Source organism: Cryobacterium sp. Sr3, assembly GCF_004402835.1.
GTDB classification, from domain to species: Bacteria; Actinomycetota; Actinomycetes; order Actinomycetales; family Microbacteriaceae; genus Cryobacterium; species Cryobacterium sandaracinum.
Window position 1 is genome coordinate 50,377 of the sequence record NZ_SOFA01000041.1, and the last position, 15,705, is coordinate 66,081.

Here is a 15,705-nt window from a genome sequence, read left to right on the forward strand (position 1 = left end):
AAGTCGTGGAGTCGGGCCAGACGAGAGTCACTCAGATTTTCCGCGACTTCTCCAGCGATCCCGAGTCCAGGGCAGCCTGGTCGGTGAGATCCGTCAGCGTCGCCGCTCGGTAACTCGTCCACTTCCGCACCTGGTAGCGCGGGTTCATGGCGAGCCAGAAGAGCCGTCGCTTCCAGCTGAAGTCACGATCTCTGAGGATGCGCAGCGTGTCGCCGACGACTCCCCGAGTGGTGAGGCGAAGTTGCGTCCGACCCGTCATGGGCGGAATCGGGAAACCGATCTGTCGTAGGCCGATGGTCTCGTCGAAGATCCGCTTGCCGTACTCGGACAGAGTGAGGTCGTTGGAGTGCTCGACTGCTGCGCGACCGGCATACGCTTTGCGATAGCCGGCCTCGATCAGGTCCTTGCCGAAAAGCTGGTCCTCCGCGTAGCGAACATCGCGGTAGGGGATGGTGTTGAGCAGGAAGTCGCGCCGCGCGGCCGAATTGACGTCCGAGTAGAAACTGATGGCGTTCAGCACGCCCTCACTCTGCACGAACGCGTCCTTGTAGAACACAGAGGTGCCGAAGTCCGGCCCGAAGCCCGCGAATACGCCCTGGATCTCATACTTGAGCAGAGGGAAGCAGCCGGCGCGCGGAAGCTGCTTGCCCATCACGGCGACGATACGCTCGTCGAGCCGGAACGGTTCCAACAGTTCGCGCAGCCACTGACGCGAGGCCGGGATGGCGTCGTGGGTCAGGTAGGCCACGAACTCGCCGGTCGCCAGCTGTGCGGCCAGGTTGCGGGTCTTGCCGTGGCCGAACTCCGAATTCGGGATCTCGTGCAGGCGCACCGAAGGGAATCGGCGCACGATGTCCAGGGTCGAATCCGTCGACCCAGAATCGATCACGAGCACCTCGACGGCACCGTCCAGCTCCTGACCGAGTACTTCGGTCAGGATGCGTTCGAGGTAGTCCTCGCCGTTGTAGGTGAGGATCGCGACCGTTGCACGGATCGGGGTCGCGGCGGTTGGATCAGTCATTCGGGTGGTCTCGGATCTCTTCGTAGGTCAGCCTGACGCCCTCGTCAAGCTCGGTCATGTCTGTGGTTCCGAACTCCGCCCGGTAGCGCTCAGTGTCCAGCACGACCCGGTCGACGAACGTGGGCGGGGCCGGTCGTTCCTCGACAGCGAAGTCGATTCCGGTGACCCGGTGCAGGGAGTTGATGATGTCGGTCACCGAGTAGCCGATGCCGCTGCCCAGGTTGTACAGGTCGAATTCGGTGTCCACGCCCACCATCGGCGTCACCATCCGAACCAGGTCCTCCACATAGACGTAGTCGCGCACCATCAACCCGTTACCGAGCCGGATCACCGGCCTGCCCAAGGAGATCTGGCGCAGGGCGATCGGGATCAGACCCTGCTTCTTGTTGGGCTTCTGGCGCGTGCCGTAGGGGTTCGAAATACGCAACGCGGTGGACTCGAGGCCGTGCGTGGCCTTGAAGTAGTGCAGGTAGTGCTCAATCGACAGCTTGCCGATCCCATACGGGGAAATCGGCAGCGCCCGGTCCATCTCGGAATACTCGGCCTTGCCCTGCGGACCGTAGATGGCACCGCCGGTCGAGGCGAAGTAGAACCGCTTGATCCCCGCGGTCGCGGCCGATTCGAGGAGTTCAACGGTCTGGGCGACATTGGTGCGGATGTCCAGGGTCGGATCGCTCTCCGCGGTCGCCGGGCTCGTGGTCGAGAGGAAGTGGAAGACGTAGTCCTGGCCGTCGACGGCCTCCTCGAGATCCGAGCGGCTGAGGAACTCACCCTGCAGGACCCGAACTCCCGGGGCGGTGAAGGTCGGCTGCTGCGAGCTAAACCGGTCGAAGGCGGTGACGGAGTGCCCGCCGTTGGCGAGAGAATCGACCAGGTGGGAGCCGATGAAGCCGTTGGCGCCGATGACGACTGTCTTAGCCACGCATGGCCCCTTCGAACGCCGCGAGGAATTGCACGCCGGAATCCGACCAGTTGACCTGGGCGACCGACTCCGACATCGCGATCGATCGTGCGACCGCATCGGGGTGGTCGAACACCTCGGCCATCTTGCGCGCGATGGCCAGCGGCGAGGCAGGCACGTACTCGATGAAGGGGTTGTCCGAGACCATCCGGTTGTTCGGCCCGTCGTTGACCACGGGAGTGACACCGCTTGACAACAGTTCCAGCGGAAGCAGGGACATATTGGACAGCGACATCACCAGACCCGCGGCGCAGCGGTTATACACGGCGTTGAGTTCGGAGATGTCGAGGCTCGAGAGGTTCGTGTACTCGAACGGGATGTTCCAGTTCGAGACGTCCCAACCGGCCAGGTTGATGCGCACCTCGGGCTTGAGCCGGGCGAACTCCGTCAGGGCGAGCAGCCCGAATTCGAAGGCGCGGCGTGGTGTGACCGGGCGGGCATAGAAGAAGACCTCAGTGCGCCGTCCCACATTCGTGACGCTGTAGTGGGTCTTGTCCACCGCGAAATCGAAGTGGTCCGTGGTCATGCCATATTCGGTGGCGAGCTTGTGGGCCAGCCACCCGCCGGCGGTGATGCCGTGAAAGCCGAATTTGTAAGTGTTGCCAGCTAGCAGGGATTCGGTGCCAAGCGGGTAGAAGCTGGCCTCGTAGTCCTGCACGAAATAGAACCGGCGAGCATCAGACTTGTCAAGGTAGGTTGGATAGGCGGTCTCCCACCCGGTGGCGACGAGGGCTTGGGTACTCGCGTCGACGCCCTGCTCGCGGTCGTACATCGTGATGCGGGCCGCTACTTCCGGGTATGCCCCGGCAGACTTCAACATCGCGCGGATGTCGGGGATGCTCACGGCGGCGGCACTCGTCGTGTAGAGATAGATCGAACAGCGGTGCCCGGCTTTCTCGGCGATGTCGATGAACCGGAACAGGTTTTGGTGCCCCCCGCTCTCGAGCCCGGGAGGCGACATGATCCAGGCGATGTCCACAGGGCCCTCTTCGACTACGGTCGGCGAGACGCGCCAATGCGGGGACTGGGTCCAGTCCAGCTCCGCCGCATCCTCGTTCGCGACGAGCATGACGGTCTCATGGCGCGCGATCTTCGTGCTGGCCTTGGTCAGGCTGCGCACGATGAAGACGCGCGGGCCCTCCGCGCGCAGAACACGCACGGGTCGAAGGGCGATGTGCAGCGCCTTGCCAACATAAACTCGGAGACCCTGTTCGCGGATAATACGAAGGCTCCTGCGGAACACGGTCAAGAGATCCCCTTGTGGGTCGGCATCGGATCGGTGTCAGTAGATGTAGGCATAACAGGATGAGTCTATCAACCGGCTCGGGGCAGGTGATCCCGGCCCAGTCCCGCGACGGCCCGGGGCAACACGGGCACTGAGTATGCTTGACCCTGATGTCTAGCCCTCTCCTCGAGTCCACGGTAGTGGTCACAGTCACCTACAATTCGAGCTCCCACCTGCCGAAATTCCTCGACTCGGTGCGGACCAGCGAGGACCTTCAGCTCACCGTGATCGTGGCCGACAACCACTCATCAGACCTCGAGGCTACAACGCACATCGTCCGGCTACAGGGCGCGCGCCTGCTGGCCCTGGGCGAGAACCGGGGCTATGGCGGTGCCATCAATGCGGCAATCTCGTCCCTGCCACCCCACGTCACGTCGATCCTGATCTCGAATCCGGATGTCGAACTCAGCCATGGCGCGACCAGTGCACTGCTCGCTGAGCTGGCGGCTGATCCTCTCGTAGGCTCGGTCGGACCGAGAGTCCTCAACTCCGACGGCACCACGTACCCGTCCGGGCGAGAGCTTCCCTCGCTCCGAACCGGTGTGGGACATGCGCTCTTCGCCCGCATTTGGCCCGCCAACCCGTGGAGCCGCTCCTACCGGGCCGAGCGACAGGGTTCCGACGTGCGGCGAGCCGTCGGCTGGCTGTCCGGTTCCTGCCTCCTCGTTCGTCGCACCGCGTTCGAGGAGCTGAACGGTTTCGACGAGGGTTTTTTCATGTACTTCGAAGACGTCGATCTGGGCTACCGGCTGGGAAAGGCGGGGTGGAAGAACATCTACACGCCCGAAGCGTCGGTCGTGCACACCGGTGCGCACTCGACCAGCACCGAGTCCGGCAAGATGGTGCGCGCCCACCATGACAGCGCGTACCGCTACCTCGAGAAGAAGTACTCGGCTCCCTACCTGGCTCCCGTGCGCTGGGCGCTCAGGCTCGGCCTGGCGGTGCGGGCCCGCGTCTTGGCCCGCACCGGCCGGCTCGGCTGATCAGTCGTTCGTGGCGATGAGCCCGGTCAGATAACGCCCGTATCCGCTCTTCTGGAGCGGCTCCGCCAGCGTCTCGAGTTCGGAATTCGAGATCCAGCCGGCTCGCCAGGCGATCTCCTCAATGCAGCCGACCTTGAATCCCTGGCGGTCTTCGATCACGCGCACGTACTCGGATGCTTGCATCATTGACTCGAACGTGCCGGTGTCCAGCCACGCCGTGCCCCGGTCGAGAACCTGAACGTGCAGGTTGCCCTGGGCGAGGTAGCGCTCGTTGACGGTGCTGATCTCGAGTTCGCCGCGCGCGCTGGGCTCGATGGTCTTCGCGATCTTGACAACCGAATTGTCATAGAAGTAGAGGCCGGGAACCGCGTAGTTGCTCTTCGGCTTCGTCGGCTTCTCCTCGATCGACAGCGCGGTCATGCTGTCGTCGAATTCCACCACGCCGTAGGCGGTGGGATTGCTCACGTGGTAGGCGAAGATCCGGGCGCCCACCAGATGGGCGTTGCCGCGCAGGGCCGAACCCAGCCCGGCACCATGGAAGATGTTGTCGCCGAGCACGAGAGCGACGCTCTGGTCCCCGATGAATTCCTCACCGATGATAAATGCCTGGGCGAGCCCGTCCGGCGACGGCTGGGAGGCGTACTCGATCCGCAGGCCGAGGTGAGACCCGTCGCCGAGCAGCGCCCGGAACTGGTCGTTGTACTCGGGAGTGGTGATGATCAGGATCTCGTTGATGTCCGCCATCATCAGCGTCGACAGGGGGTAGTAGATCATCGGCTTGTCGTAGATGGGCATCAGCTGCTTGGAGATGGCCTTGGTAATGGGCCACAGCCGGGTGCCGGAACCGCCGGCGAGGATGATTCCGCGCATTGTTACTTTCCTTCGTTCAGGGAGGTGTAAAAAGCCCGGGCGTCAGCCCAGGTGGGCAGCAGGCCGTTGGCGGCGGCTTCGGTCAGGCTCGGGGCATCCGTGTCCTTCGGAGACAGGAGCAGTTCGCCGGCTTCGGGCGGGAAGACCAGGCCGATGTCGGAGTCGAGCGGGTTGATGCCGTGTTCGCGTCCCGGATTGAAGGGCGCGGTCACGAGGTAGCTGACCGTGGCATCGTCGGTGAGTGCCACGAAGCAGTGGCCGAGGCCCTCGGCGATGTAGATCGCTCGACGGTCGGTGTCGTCGAGCAGAACACTGTCCCACTGGCCGAACGTCGGGGACCCCACGCGGATGTCGATGACGAAGTCGAGCACCGCGCCGTGCGTCGCCGTGACATACTTCGCCTGGCTCGGCGGGATGTCGGCGAAATGGATGCCGCGCACGGAACCGCGCTTGGACACCGACGTGTTGGCTTGGGCGATGTCGAGGCGGTGCCCGATCGTCTCCTCGAGACGGTCGAAGCGGTACCACTCGAGGAAAACTCCCCGGTTGTCTCCGAACTGCTTCGGAGTGATTTCATAGGAATCGGGGATGGAGAGTTCGCGAATCTTCACCGAGTAAGCCTACCAAGCGCGTTCCGGTAGAATCGCGGGGGCACTTTCATCAAACGGAACGGTTACCTCCATATGAAGATCCTCGTCACCGGCGGAGCCGGTTTCATCGGCTCGAACTTTGTTCGGCGCACCCTCGAAGACGCCTACCCGGGCCTCGAAGGAGCCGAGGTCGTCGTGCTCGACGCCCTCACCTACTCGGGCAACCTCGAGAACCTGGCCCCCGTCGCCGGGTCTCCGCGTTACTCGTTCGTGCACGGCGACATCCGTGACGCCGCACTGCTCGACGAGCTCTTCCCTTCTCTCGACGCCGTGGTGCACTTCGCCGCCGAGTCCCACGTGGACCGCTCGGTGCGCGACGCGTCGATCTTCGTCGAGACGAATGTGCTCGGCACGCAGCAGCTGCTCGACGCGGCGCTCCGCCACGACCTGGCCCGGTTTGTGCACGTCTCCACCGACGAGGTCTACGGCTCCATCGCCGAGGGATCGTGGAACGAGGAGCGCGCGCTGGAGCCGAACTCCCCCTACTCCGCGTCGAAGGCCGGCAGCGACCTGCTCGCGCGCAGCTACCACCGCACGCACGGTCTGAATATCTCGATCACGCGCTGCTCGAACAACTACGGGCCGTACCACTTCCCGGAGAAGGTCATCCCGCTGTTCGTCACCAACCTGATCGACGACTTGCACGTTCCCCTCTATGGCGAGGGAAACAACATCCGTGACTGGCTGCACGTGGACGACCACACTCGCGCCATCGCGATGGTGCTCGTCGGCGGCCGCGCCGGTGAGATCTACAACATCGGCGGCGGCACCGAGCTGACCAATAAGGAGCTCACGCAGATACTGCTCGACTCCACCGGCAAGGACTGGTCCTACGTCGACCGCGTCGCCGACCGCCTCGGCCACGACCTGCGCTACTCCGTGGATATCTCGAAGATCCAGGCCGAACTCGGCTACGCGCCCCTGGTTCCGTTCGAGCAGGGGCTCGCGGACGTCGTGCAGTGGTACCGCGACAACCGCACCTGGTGGGAGCCGCTCAAGGCCCGTGCGGCATTGAGCTGATGACCCGCTATCTGATCACCGGCGCGGCCGGGATGCTCGGACGCGACCTGCAGGCCGCGCTCGACGGCCGCGACGTCACAGCGTTCGACCGCACCGAGCTGGACATCACCGACCGGGCCGCGGTTCTGGCTCAGGTCGTCGGCTACGACGTCATCATCAACGCCGCCGCATACACGCAGGTGGACGACGCCGAGACGAATGAGGATGCCGCGTACGCGATCAACGCGACCGGCCCCCACAACCTGGCGCTGGCCGCATCCGCCACCGGGGCGAAGCTCGTGCAGATCTCCACCGACTACGTGTTCGACGGCAGCGCCACCGCACCCTACGCGGAGGACACCGAGATCGACCCGATCTCCGCCTACGGCCGCACCAAGGCCGCCGGCGAGGCGTTCGTAATGCAGGAACACCCGGCGGGCAGCTACATCGTGCGCACGGCCTGGCTCTACGGCCAACACGGCCCGAACTTCCCCAAGACCATGCTGAAGCTGGCTGCAGCCCGCGACACCCTCAGCGTCGTCGACGACCAGGTCGGTCAGCCAACCTGGACCGCCGACCTGGCCGCGCAGATCGTCACCCTGCTCGATTCCGACGCGCCCGCCGGCATCTACCACGGGACCAGCTCCGGCGTGACGAGCTGGTTCGGCTTCGCCCAGGCCGTCTTCGCCACGGCCGGCCTTGACCCTGAACGGGTCACTCCGACCGACAGTTCGCAGTTCGTGCGCCCGGCCCCCCGGCCCTCGTATTCGGTGCTCGGCCACGATGCCTGGGCTGCCGCCGGGCTGTCCCCCATTCGCGACTGGCGCGAGGCTCTGGCCGCGGCGGCCGAGCAGGGGATCTTCGCGGACCAATGACCACACTGAGAGTCGTCCTGGACCAGATGATTGCACCGGTCCCGGGTGGCATCGGGCGTTACACCGAAGAGCTGACCCGGGCCCTGATCGCGGCGGCGCCGGCCGGTTGCGACGTCGAAGGAATCGTGTCGTCATCGTCGGCCGAGCACTACGCCAGGGTCGAAACGTCCCTGCCGGGTCTGGGCAGTCTGCACAAGACCACGTTGCCGCGGCGCGAGCTCACGGCGGCCTGGCAACTGGGCATCGCCAACAGTTCCGGGTCGGGCATGATCCATGCCCCCTCCCTGCTGGCGCCCCTGCGCAAGCACAGCATCGTCAACGACGGCACCCAGGTGACCGTCACCATTCACGACGTGCTGGCCTGGACGCATCCGGAGGCGCTCACTCCGGCGACCGTCGCCTGGACGAAGGTCATGGTCAAACGCGCCCGCAAACACGCGGATGCGATCGTGGTCCCCAGCCACGCCGTGGCCCACCAGCTCGCGAACATCGTCGACCTCGGCGACCGCGTGCGGGTGATCGGCGGCGGAATCGGCAGCGGCCTCCGCCTTCCGTCGAACTCCTCCGCGACGGAGATCATCGCGGAACGCCTGGCGTTGCCGAACGAGTACATCGTCACCGTCGGCACGCTCGAGCCGCGGAAGGCCATCACGGCGCTGATCACCGCCCTGGGCCTGCCGGGAGCGCCGGATCTCCCGCTGATCGTTCTGGGACCGGCCGCCTGGGGTGAGCTCGACGTGGCATCCGTCGCCGACGAGGCCGGCCTCCCGTGGGGCCGGGTGCGCGCCCTGAACGGGCTGACCGACGAAGAGTTGGCCGTGGTCATCTCCCGGGCGGCCGTGTTCGTCTACCCCAGCCGGGAAGAAGGCTTCGCCGGGCCGATGATCCAGGCGTTTTACCTGGGCACCCCGGTCGTGCATTCGGACGCCCCGGCCCTGGTCGAGGCCGCCGGCGACGCGGGGCTGGTCGTCGAGCGTGAGGATGCATCCGGGTACCCCGAGCGACTGGCTGCGGCCGTCACCCAGGTGCTGAGCGACACCACTCTCGCAAACCGGCTGCGCATCTTCGGTAGCGATCGAGCCCAGGCCTTCACCTGGCGCGATTCCGCCGAGCGCATCTGGCTGCTGCACGCGGACCTGTAACAGCACCACCGAATCCGGGGCCGTTCGACCGACCCTGGACCCAACCGGCCCTACGGGGCCGGTTCCGCCGTGGGCGGCGGAACCAGGGCGGCTTCGATCAGGCTGCGGATGACGTCGTAATCGGGAACCTCCGGGTCGACGTCGTTTTCCGGCACCAACTCGACGGACTGGATCGGCAGCGCCTTCGTCTTCGACGCCAGGTGCGTGAAATAGCCGAGCATGCCCTGAGGGATGTCGGTCTTCACGACCTGGCTGCCGGCCGATGCAACCGCCTGGAACTTCGTCAGCACGTTGGCGGGGCTCGCCTGCTGCAGGATCGCCTCCTGCACCTGCCGCTGCCGCACCATCCGGTCGTAGTCGCTCGTGTCATGGCGTGAGCGCGCGTACCAGAGGGCGTGGTACCCGTCCATGTGCTGCCTGCCGGGCTCGAACCAGAAGGCAACCTCGGTGAAGGTCTCGTCGGTATGCACGGGGACACGGTGGTCGACGTTGATGTCGACTCCGCCGAGCGCGTCGACGAGGTCGGAGAATCCCTGCATGTCGATCAATACGTAGTACTGGATCGTCAGCCCGGTCACGCCCTGGGCCGCGTCGCGCATGCCTTCGATGCCCGGTTCGCTGCCGCTGCCGACAGCATCCGGGTACATCTCCGGACTCTTCACCTCCACCTCGGTGTAGATCGAGTTCAGCATGCACGCGGAGACCTCACAGCCGTCGATCGATCCGTACCCTTCCGGGTACAGGTCGGCGAGTGGCCCCGCAGAGAACGGCACGTCCTCCAGGTTGCGCGGCAAGCCGATCATGCTGGCCTGGCCGGTCTCCGCATCGATGCTGACCACGGAGATGCTGTCGGGGCGTAGACCCTCACGGTCGGGGCCGGCGTCGCCGCCGAGCAGCAGGATGTTGTAGCGGCCGTCGGAGGGCGGCTCCGTCGGGCCTGCCACGAAGACCGAGGAGAGGAACCCGCTGGCCGTCGTGGCCACGTACGCGCCGTACCCGGCCGTGCCGACCACGCCCACCATCAGCACCGTCGCGAGCCCGGCGATGATCGGGCGGGCCTTGGGGGTGGCGCGCACGAGGCGCACGAGGCGCAGCGTGTCCAGGGACAGGATCAGCCAGACCACACCGGAGAAGGCCAGCAGCAGGGCGGCCGCCCACAGGCCGATCGAGTTGGTGAACACGGTCAGAGCGACGGCAGGCCAGAGAGTGTAGACGACCCCCACGACCACCGCGAGGGCGAGCAGCGTGAGCGTCATGCCGAGGCCGAACCGGCCGAGCCGACGGTTGCCGGCCAGCACCTGCGCGGAGCCGGGCAGCACGAAGTTGAGCACGACGAGCCACCAGGCCCGTTTGGTCATGATCGGGGCGGACCCGAGATCCGGATGCCGGATCGGCGTGCGTGCACTGATCATAGTTTTGCTTGGAGGTCCAGGTTCTTCTGCTCGACTTGTGCGGCGAGCATCTCCCGATAGCCGAGCAGCTTGACCCGCAGGGAGTCGTCGGCGATGGCGAGGACCTTGACGGCGATCAGGCCGGCGTTGCGTGCTCCGCCGATGGAGACGGTGGCCACGGGCACCCCGGCCGGCATCTGCACGATCGACAGGAGCGAGTCCAGGCCGTCGAGCCGACCCAGCGGAACGGGCACGCCCACCACCGGCAGGGTGGTCACGGCCGCGAGCATGCCGGGCAGGTGGGCGGCGCCGCCGGCGCCGGCGATGATCACCCGGATGCCGCGCGCATGGGCGCTCTGGCCGTAGGCGATCATCTTCTCCGGGGTGCGGTGCGCGGAAACGACCTGCACCTCGAAGGGAACGTCGAAGTCGCGCAGGAGTTGCGCCGCGTCGCTCATCACCGGCCAGTCGGAATCGGAGCCCATCACGACGCCGACCAGCGGCACCAGGGCGGTTTCGCGCGGGGCGGTCTCGAGCTCAGGGTTGTCTGTCACGCAGTCGATCCTATTTGGTCAGTCCTGAAAAACTGCCGCTGCGGCACGCGCCTGGTACGCGACGAGGTCCAAATCGTCCCCACCGACGGTCACGTGGCCGACCTTGCGCCCCGGCCGGGGGTCCTTGCCGTAGGTGTGCACCTTGGCGGCCGGGTAGGCCTCGAACGCGGTCGGGTAGCGCGCGGACAGGGGCTCCGACGCCGGCCCGCCGACGATGTTGACCATGACCGTCCACGGGTCCCTGACGTCGGTCGCCCCGAGGGGAAGGTCGAGCACGGCGCGCAGGTGCTGCTCGAACTGGCTCGTCGTCGACCCCTCGATCGACCAGTGGCCGCTGTTGTGTGGGCGCATCGCCAACTCGTTGACCAGGATGCGCTCATCCGTCGTCTCGAACAGTTCGACGGCCAGCATGCCGGTGGCGCCGATGCCCTCGGCGATGCGCACGGCGATGTCGGCGGCGGCCCGGGCCAGCCTGCCCTCGGACTGGGGTGCGGGCGCGATGACCTCGGCGCAGACGCCGCCCTGCTGCACGGTCTCCACCACGGGCCAGAGCGCGATCTGGCCGGACGGGCGTCGCGCGACCAACTGGGCGAGCTCGCGACGGAACTCGACCAGCTCCTCCACCAGGAGGGCGCCGTCGTTGCCGTCTTCGGCGAGCGCGGCGAACCAGTCGTCAGCCTCGTGCTCGTGGGTGACCAGCCGAACGCCCTTGCCGTCGTAGCCGCCGCGGGCCGTCTTGACGACCCCGCGACTGTTGTGCGCGGCCAGGAACGCGCCCAACTCAGCGGCGTTCTCGACCCGCGCCCAGTCGGGCACGGGCAGACCCAGCTCACTCAGGCGCTGACGCATCAACAGCTTGTCCTGGGCGAAGAGCAGCGCGTCGGGGCCCGGGTGCACGGCCACGCCCCTGGCCACGAGCTCGCGCAGGATCCCCTGCGGCACGTGCTCGTGGTCGAACGTGACGACGTCGACGGTGTCGGCGAAGGCCAGCACCACGTCTCGGTCGCGGTAGTCGCCCACCTGCACCGCGGCCAGGTCGGCCGACATACCCTCGTTCTCGGCCAGCACCCGGATCCGGATGCCCAGGTTGACGGCCGCCGGAATCATCATCCTGGCCAACTGGCCGCCGCCGATAACGCCCACAGTCGTGTTCATCGCTCCACCAATTCCTTGGTACCGGTCATTGCCGGTACGGGTTCTCTCAGGCTGCAGGCTGGACCTCGCCGTAGACTCGGGTTCTCGACCTCTATCTTTGCCCATCATCCGGAGGGATGCATGCCGAGTACACAGCGCCGGTCAGCACGGCTTCTGGCCTTCGCCCACCAACTCGGCAAGTTCGGGGCTGTCGGCCTCGTCGGTTTCGTCGTGGACTTCACGGTCTTCAACCTGCTGCGCACCACGGTCTTCGACCCCGCCGTGGTGGAGTCCGGACCGATCTACGCCAAGGTCGTGTCGACCACGCTGGCCATCATTGTGAACTGGATCGGCAACCGCTTCTGGACCTTCGGGGCCAACCGCCAGTCGCGCACGTTGCGCGAGGCGGCCGAGTTCTTCGCGGTCAGTCTCGTCGGCATGGCCATCGGCCTCGCCTGCCTCTGGGTCAGCCGCTACGGGCTCGGCTACACCAGCCTGCTCGCCGACAACATCTCGTCGAACGTGATCGGGCTGGGGCTGGGCTCGGCCTTCCGTTTCGTGCTCTACCGGCACTGGGTGTTCTCCCCGCGGCGCGCGGCGACGGCCGACTCGGAGCGGGCGCTGGCTGCCTAGCGGGAGCCCCAGCGCGCGGTCTCGTCGGCGAGTGCTGACTGTTCCTGGCGGCGCAAGCCCATCAAGGTATGCGAGGACTCCATCAGGTCGTGCAACACCTGTTGCACCAGGGTGGCGTTGGGCACGTCTTTCAAGACGAGCGGATGCTCCAGCCCGGCGTTGATCAGAACGTCACCCGAGTGGGCCAGCGACTGCAGCCAGTTCTGGCGCACCGTCACGTCGTAGCCGCGGCTGTGCAGCAATTCCTGGCGGGTGCGCACGAAGAATCCGTGCCGGAAGATGATGCGCCGGGTGGTGATCGTGTAGCGGTTGTTCAGCCACGACATCAGCGGCAGCAGCCAGAGCAGCAGCACGAGGGCGGCCGCGGCAGCCAGCAGCGCGATATTCTGCCACGGCTCCGGCAGGGAACCGTAGAAGTACCCGGTGGCCGCGGAAATGGCCAGCAGCGCCAGGGTGGGCCAGAACAGGATTCGGGCGTGCGGCCGGAGCCCGGCCACGACCGACTCGGCCGGGGGAAGCACCTCCGCCGCCGCGAAGCCCGCTGTCTTTGTCATAATCTATTAATACCGCAGGTGGGTGACATCCCCGGCGGCGACAGCCTGCAATTCGCCGCTCGCCTGGTCTTCGACGATGAGCCGGCCGCTCCGGTCGAGCGCAATCGCGGTGCCGACCAGGTCGGTGCCACCGGGCAGTTCCACCCGCACGACCCCGCCGAGTGTGCCGCACGCTTCGGTCACCGCGCGCAAAAGCCCGCTTTGGACCGGGTCGCCCTCCGCGTCGAGGAAGGCCCGGGTGAGCTGCCGCAGTTCGGTGAGGTAGCGGGCGAGCACGGCATCCGGATCGGGGGCCGAACCGGTCACCAGCAGCAGCGACGTCGAGGTGAGCGTGGGCAGGTCGTGCTCGTCGAGGGACACGTTCAGGCCGGCGCCGATAACCAGCCCCTGCGCGCCGGGCAGCAGCTCCGAGAGGATGCCCGACACCTTGTAACCGTCGATCAGCACGTCGTTGGGCCATTTCAGGGTGACCTCGTGTCGGGGCGCCTCCTCGCCGGGTTCGTCCACCCGGGCTGCCAGGCTCGCCTCGACGACCGCGCGCACGGCCCGGGTCATCGCGGCTCCGGCGAGCAGGGGGAACCAGCCGAAGTGGTCGATCGGGAGCGGGGCGGCCGAGGCCCTCGGGCGGAGCAGCACCGAGATGGCGAGCGACTTTCCGGTGGGGGCGAGCCAGGTCCGACCCAGTCGGCCGCGACCGCGGGTCTGGTTGTCGGTGACGACCGTCGACAGGTCGGGCCAGGCTGCGGCATCCTCGCCCGCAGTGTGGGCGACGAGCACGTCGTTCGTCGACCCGGTCTCGGGTAGGTACTCGAAACGCGGCACGACCTCGCGGCTGAGCGGAAACTCCATCTGATTCTCTCTCCCTGTGGCTGACTCCTGTAATTCTGGCGAATACGAGCGCAAATGGCACAATTCCGGCCCGAATCCGCCAATCCTCAGGAGTTGGCCACAGGAAGGCAGACGCACCCGACCAGCAAACCGGCCGGTTTTTGTAGACAATCGTCAACGATCGGGAGCAGGGGCTGGCCGGTAGAGTGAACCGCGTGACTGAGAACTCGCCCCTTGCGGGCCCCGACCTGTACACGACGGCTGGAAAGCTCGCCGACCTCAAGCTGCGCTATCACGAAGCCGTGACCGCCAGCGGCGAGGCCGCGATCGAGAAACAGCACGCCAAAGGCAAGATGACCGCGCGGGAACGCATCGACCTGCTGCTCGACCAGGGCTCCTTCGTCGAGATCGACGAGTTCGTGCGGCACCGCACGCACGCATTCGGCATGGAGAAGAAGCGGCCCTACGGCGACGCGGTCGTCACGGGCACCGGCACCATCCACGGCCGCCAGGTCTGCGTCTACTCGCAGGACTTCACCATCTTCGGCGGCTCGCTCGGCGAGGTTGCCGGCGAGAAGATCATCAAGGTGATGGACCTTGCCCTCAAGACCGGGGTGCCCATCATCGGCATCCTCGACTCCGGCGGAGCGCGCATCCAGGAGGGCGTCGTCGCCCTCGGCAAGTACGGCGAGATCTTCCGCCGGAACACGGCCGCGTCCGGCGTCATCCCGCAGATCTCGATCATCTGCGGCCCCGCCGCCGGCGGCGCCGTCTACTCCCCTGCCCTGACCGACTTCGTGATCATGGTCGACAAGACCAGCCAGATGTTCGTCACCGGCCCCGACGTGATCAAGACCGTCACGGGCGAAGACGTCGGCATGGAAGAGCTCGGCGGCGCGCTCACGCACAACACGATCTCCGGTGTGGCGCACTACCTGGCCAGCGACGAGCCCGACGCCCTCGACTACGCCCGCACCCTGCTCAGCTTCCTGCCGGACAATAACCTGGCCGACCTGCCCGTCTTCGACAGCGACATCGAGCTCGAGACGACGGATGGCGACCGGAACTTGAACACGATCATCCCCGATTCCGCGCACCAGCCCTATGACGTGAAGACCGTGATCGAGCACATCGTCGACCACGGCGACTTCCTCGAGACGCAGCCGTTGTTCGCCCCGAACATCGTCGTCGGCTTCGCCCGCGTCGAGGGACGCTCGATCGGCATCGTCGCCAACCAGCCCAACGCCATGGCCGGCACGCTCAACATTCCGGCCGGCGAGAAGGCCGCCCGGTTTGTGCGTTTCTGCGACGCGTTCTCGATTCCTATCCTCACCCTGGTCGACGTGCCGGGCTTCCTTCCCGGCACCGACCAGGAGTGGACCGGAATCATCCGCCGCGGCGCCAAGCTGCTCTACGCCTACGCGGAGGCGACCGTGCCTCTGGTCACCGTCATCCTGCGCAAGGCCTACGGCGGCGCGTACATCGTGATGGGCTCCAAGCAGCTCGGCGCGGACATCAACCTGGCCTGGCCGACCGCGGAGATCGCCGTGATGGGCGGCCAAGGCGCCGTGAACATCCTGTACCGTGCCGAGATCAAGAAGGCCGAAGCAGCCGAGGAGGATGTTGCCGCCGTGCGCACCCGGCTGGCCAACGAGTACACCTACAACGTGGCGAGTCCGTTCCTGGCGGCCGAGCGCGGCGAACTGGACGGCATCATCGAGCCGGCCACGACCCGCGTCGCGGTGACCAAGGCCCTGCGCGCCCTGCGCACCAAGCGAGCGAGTCTGCCGCCCAAGAAGCACGGGAACATTCCGCTGTAGGCGGG

Annotated in this window: 16 protein-coding genes; 6 read left to right on the top strand and 10 right to left on the bottom strand. The window is 66.5% G+C overall.

Annotated features, from left to right (window positions below; genetic code table 11):
- Positions 1–31: 31 nt before the first annotated feature.
- Genes E3N94_RS13345 through E3N94_RS13355 form a run of 3 tightly spaced genes read right to left on the bottom strand, consistent with a single transcriptional unit; the run spans position 32 to position 3,141 of the window.
- On the bottom strand, positions 32–1,021 hold the full coding sequence (locus tag E3N94_RS13345; protein ID WP_166790113.1) for a glycosyltransferase family 2 protein: 990 nt from the start codon (positions 1,019–1,021) through the stop codon (positions 32–34).
- The gene (locus tag E3N94_RS13350; protein WP_134570405.1) at positions 1,014–1,943 is read right to left on the bottom strand and encodes an NAD-dependent epimerase/dehydratase family protein; all 930 of its coding nucleotides are present in this window, start codon (positions 1,941–1,943) and stop codon (positions 1,014–1,016) included. The genes E3N94_RS13345 and E3N94_RS13350 overlap by 8 nt, the downstream gene beginning before the upstream one ends.
- A complete protein-coding gene (locus tag E3N94_RS13355; protein WP_134401219.1) occupies positions 1,936–3,141 on the bottom strand; it encodes a glycosyltransferase family 1 protein in 1,206 nt (401 codons plus the stop codon). Before E3N94_RS13355 ends, E3N94_RS13350 begins: the two co-directional genes overlap by 8 nt.
- A gap of 236 nt (positions 3,142–3,377) precedes the next feature.
- Here E3N94_RS13355 and E3N94_RS13360 point away from each other — a divergent pair, with 236 nt between their 5' ends.
- Positions 3,378–4,250 (top strand): glycosyltransferase family 2 protein, encoded by an 873-nt coding sequence (locus E3N94_RS13360; protein WP_134570406.1) that lies wholly within the window; start codon positions 3,378–3,380, stop codon positions 4,248–4,250.
- Here the strand turns inward: E3N94_RS13360 and rfbA are convergent, their stop codons facing one another.
- Entirely contained in the window at positions 4,251–5,120 is an 870-nt protein-coding gene (rfbA, locus tag E3N94_RS13365; RefSeq protein ID WP_134420549.1) for a glucose-1-phosphate thymidylyltransferase RfbA, read from the bottom strand.
- A gap of 2 nt (positions 5,121–5,122) precedes the next feature.
- On the bottom strand, positions 5,123–5,731 hold the full coding sequence (gene rfbC / locus E3N94_RS13370; RefSeq protein ID WP_134420551.1) for a dTDP-4-dehydrorhamnose 3,5-epimerase: 609 nt from the start codon (positions 5,729–5,731) through the stop codon (positions 5,123–5,125).
- A gap of 72 nt (positions 5,732–5,803) precedes the next feature.
- On the opposite strand from rfbC, the gene rfbB reads away from it, so the two are divergent.
- Genes rfbB through E3N94_RS13385 form a run of 3 tightly spaced genes read left to right on the top strand, consistent with a single transcriptional unit; the run spans position 5,804 to position 8,786 of the window.
- Positions 5,804–6,790, top strand: a complete 987-nt coding sequence (gene rfbB / locus E3N94_RS13375) for a dTDP-glucose 4,6-dehydratase (protein ID WP_134420553.1) — start codon at positions 5,804–5,806, stop codon at positions 6,788–6,790.
- Positions 6,790–7,644 (top strand): dTDP-4-dehydrorhamnose reductase, encoded by an 855-nt coding sequence (gene rfbD, locus E3N94_RS13380; RefSeq protein ID WP_134570407.1) that lies wholly within the window; start codon positions 6,790–6,792, stop codon positions 7,642–7,644. The genes rfbB and rfbD overlap by 1 nt, the downstream gene beginning before the upstream one ends.
- Complete coding sequence (locus E3N94_RS13385; protein ID WP_134401223.1) at positions 7,641–8,786, top strand: glycosyltransferase family 1 protein; 1,146 nt, start codon at positions 7,641–7,643, stop codon at positions 8,784–8,786. The genes rfbD and E3N94_RS13385 overlap by 4 nt, the downstream gene beginning before the upstream one ends.
- A gap of 50 nt (positions 8,787–8,836) precedes the next feature.
- Here the strand turns inward: E3N94_RS13385 and E3N94_RS13390 are convergent, their stop codons facing one another.
- The 3 genes from E3N94_RS13390 to E3N94_RS13400 all read right to left on the bottom strand — a co-directional run bounded on the left by E3N94_RS13390 (position 8,837) and on the right by E3N94_RS13400 (position 11,886).
- Positions 8,837–10,195 (bottom strand): LCP family protein, encoded by a 1,359-nt coding sequence (locus E3N94_RS13390; protein ID WP_134570420.1) that lies wholly within the window; start codon positions 10,193–10,195, stop codon positions 8,837–8,839.
- The gene (purE, locus tag E3N94_RS13395) at positions 10,195–10,662 is read right to left on the bottom strand and encodes a 5-(carboxyamino)imidazole ribonucleotide mutase (RefSeq protein ID WP_104100370.1); all 468 of its coding nucleotides are present in this window, start codon (positions 10,660–10,662) and stop codon (positions 10,195–10,197) included. The genes E3N94_RS13390 and purE overlap by 1 nt, the downstream gene beginning before the upstream one ends.
- 87 nt (positions 10,663–10,749) lie before the next feature.
- Positions 10,750–11,886 carry a 5-(carboxyamino)imidazole ribonucleotide synthase gene (locus tag E3N94_RS13400; RefSeq protein WP_134570408.1) on the bottom strand — a complete coding sequence of 379 codons (1,137 nt, stop codon included), beginning with the start codon at positions 11,884–11,886 and terminating at the stop codon, positions 10,750–10,752.
- Positions 11,887–12,006: 120 nt separating this feature from the next.
- On the opposite strand from E3N94_RS13400, the gene E3N94_RS13405 reads away from it, so the two are divergent.
- Positions 12,007–12,498, top strand: coding sequence for a GtrA family protein (locus tag E3N94_RS13405; RefSeq protein ID WP_134342660.1), 492 nt, complete (start codon positions 12,007–12,009; stop codon positions 12,496–12,498).
- Here the strand turns inward: E3N94_RS13405 and E3N94_RS13410 are convergent.
- Both E3N94_RS13410 and E3N94_RS13415 read right to left on the bottom strand, forming a co-directional pair.
- Positions 12,495–13,052 (bottom strand): PH domain-containing protein, encoded by a 558-nt coding sequence (locus E3N94_RS13410; RefSeq protein ID WP_233191317.1) that lies wholly within the window; start codon positions 13,050–13,052, stop codon positions 12,495–12,497. The two genes, E3N94_RS13405 and E3N94_RS13410, sit on opposite strands and share 4 nt — an antisense overlap.
- Before the next feature lie 6 nt (positions 13,053–13,058).
- On the bottom strand, positions 13,059–13,901 hold the full coding sequence (locus E3N94_RS13415) for a biotin--[acetyl-CoA-carboxylase] ligase (protein ID WP_104100330.1): 843 nt from the start codon (positions 13,899–13,901) through the stop codon (positions 13,059–13,061).
- 194 nt (positions 13,902–14,095) lie between these two features.
- On the opposite strand from E3N94_RS13415, the gene E3N94_RS13420 reads away from it, so the two are divergent.
- A complete protein-coding gene (locus E3N94_RS13420) occupies positions 14,096–15,700 on the top strand; it encodes an acyl-CoA carboxylase subunit beta (protein ID WP_104100373.1) in 1,605 nt (534 codons plus the stop codon).
- The last annotated feature ends 5 nt before the right edge of the window (positions 15,701–15,705 follow it).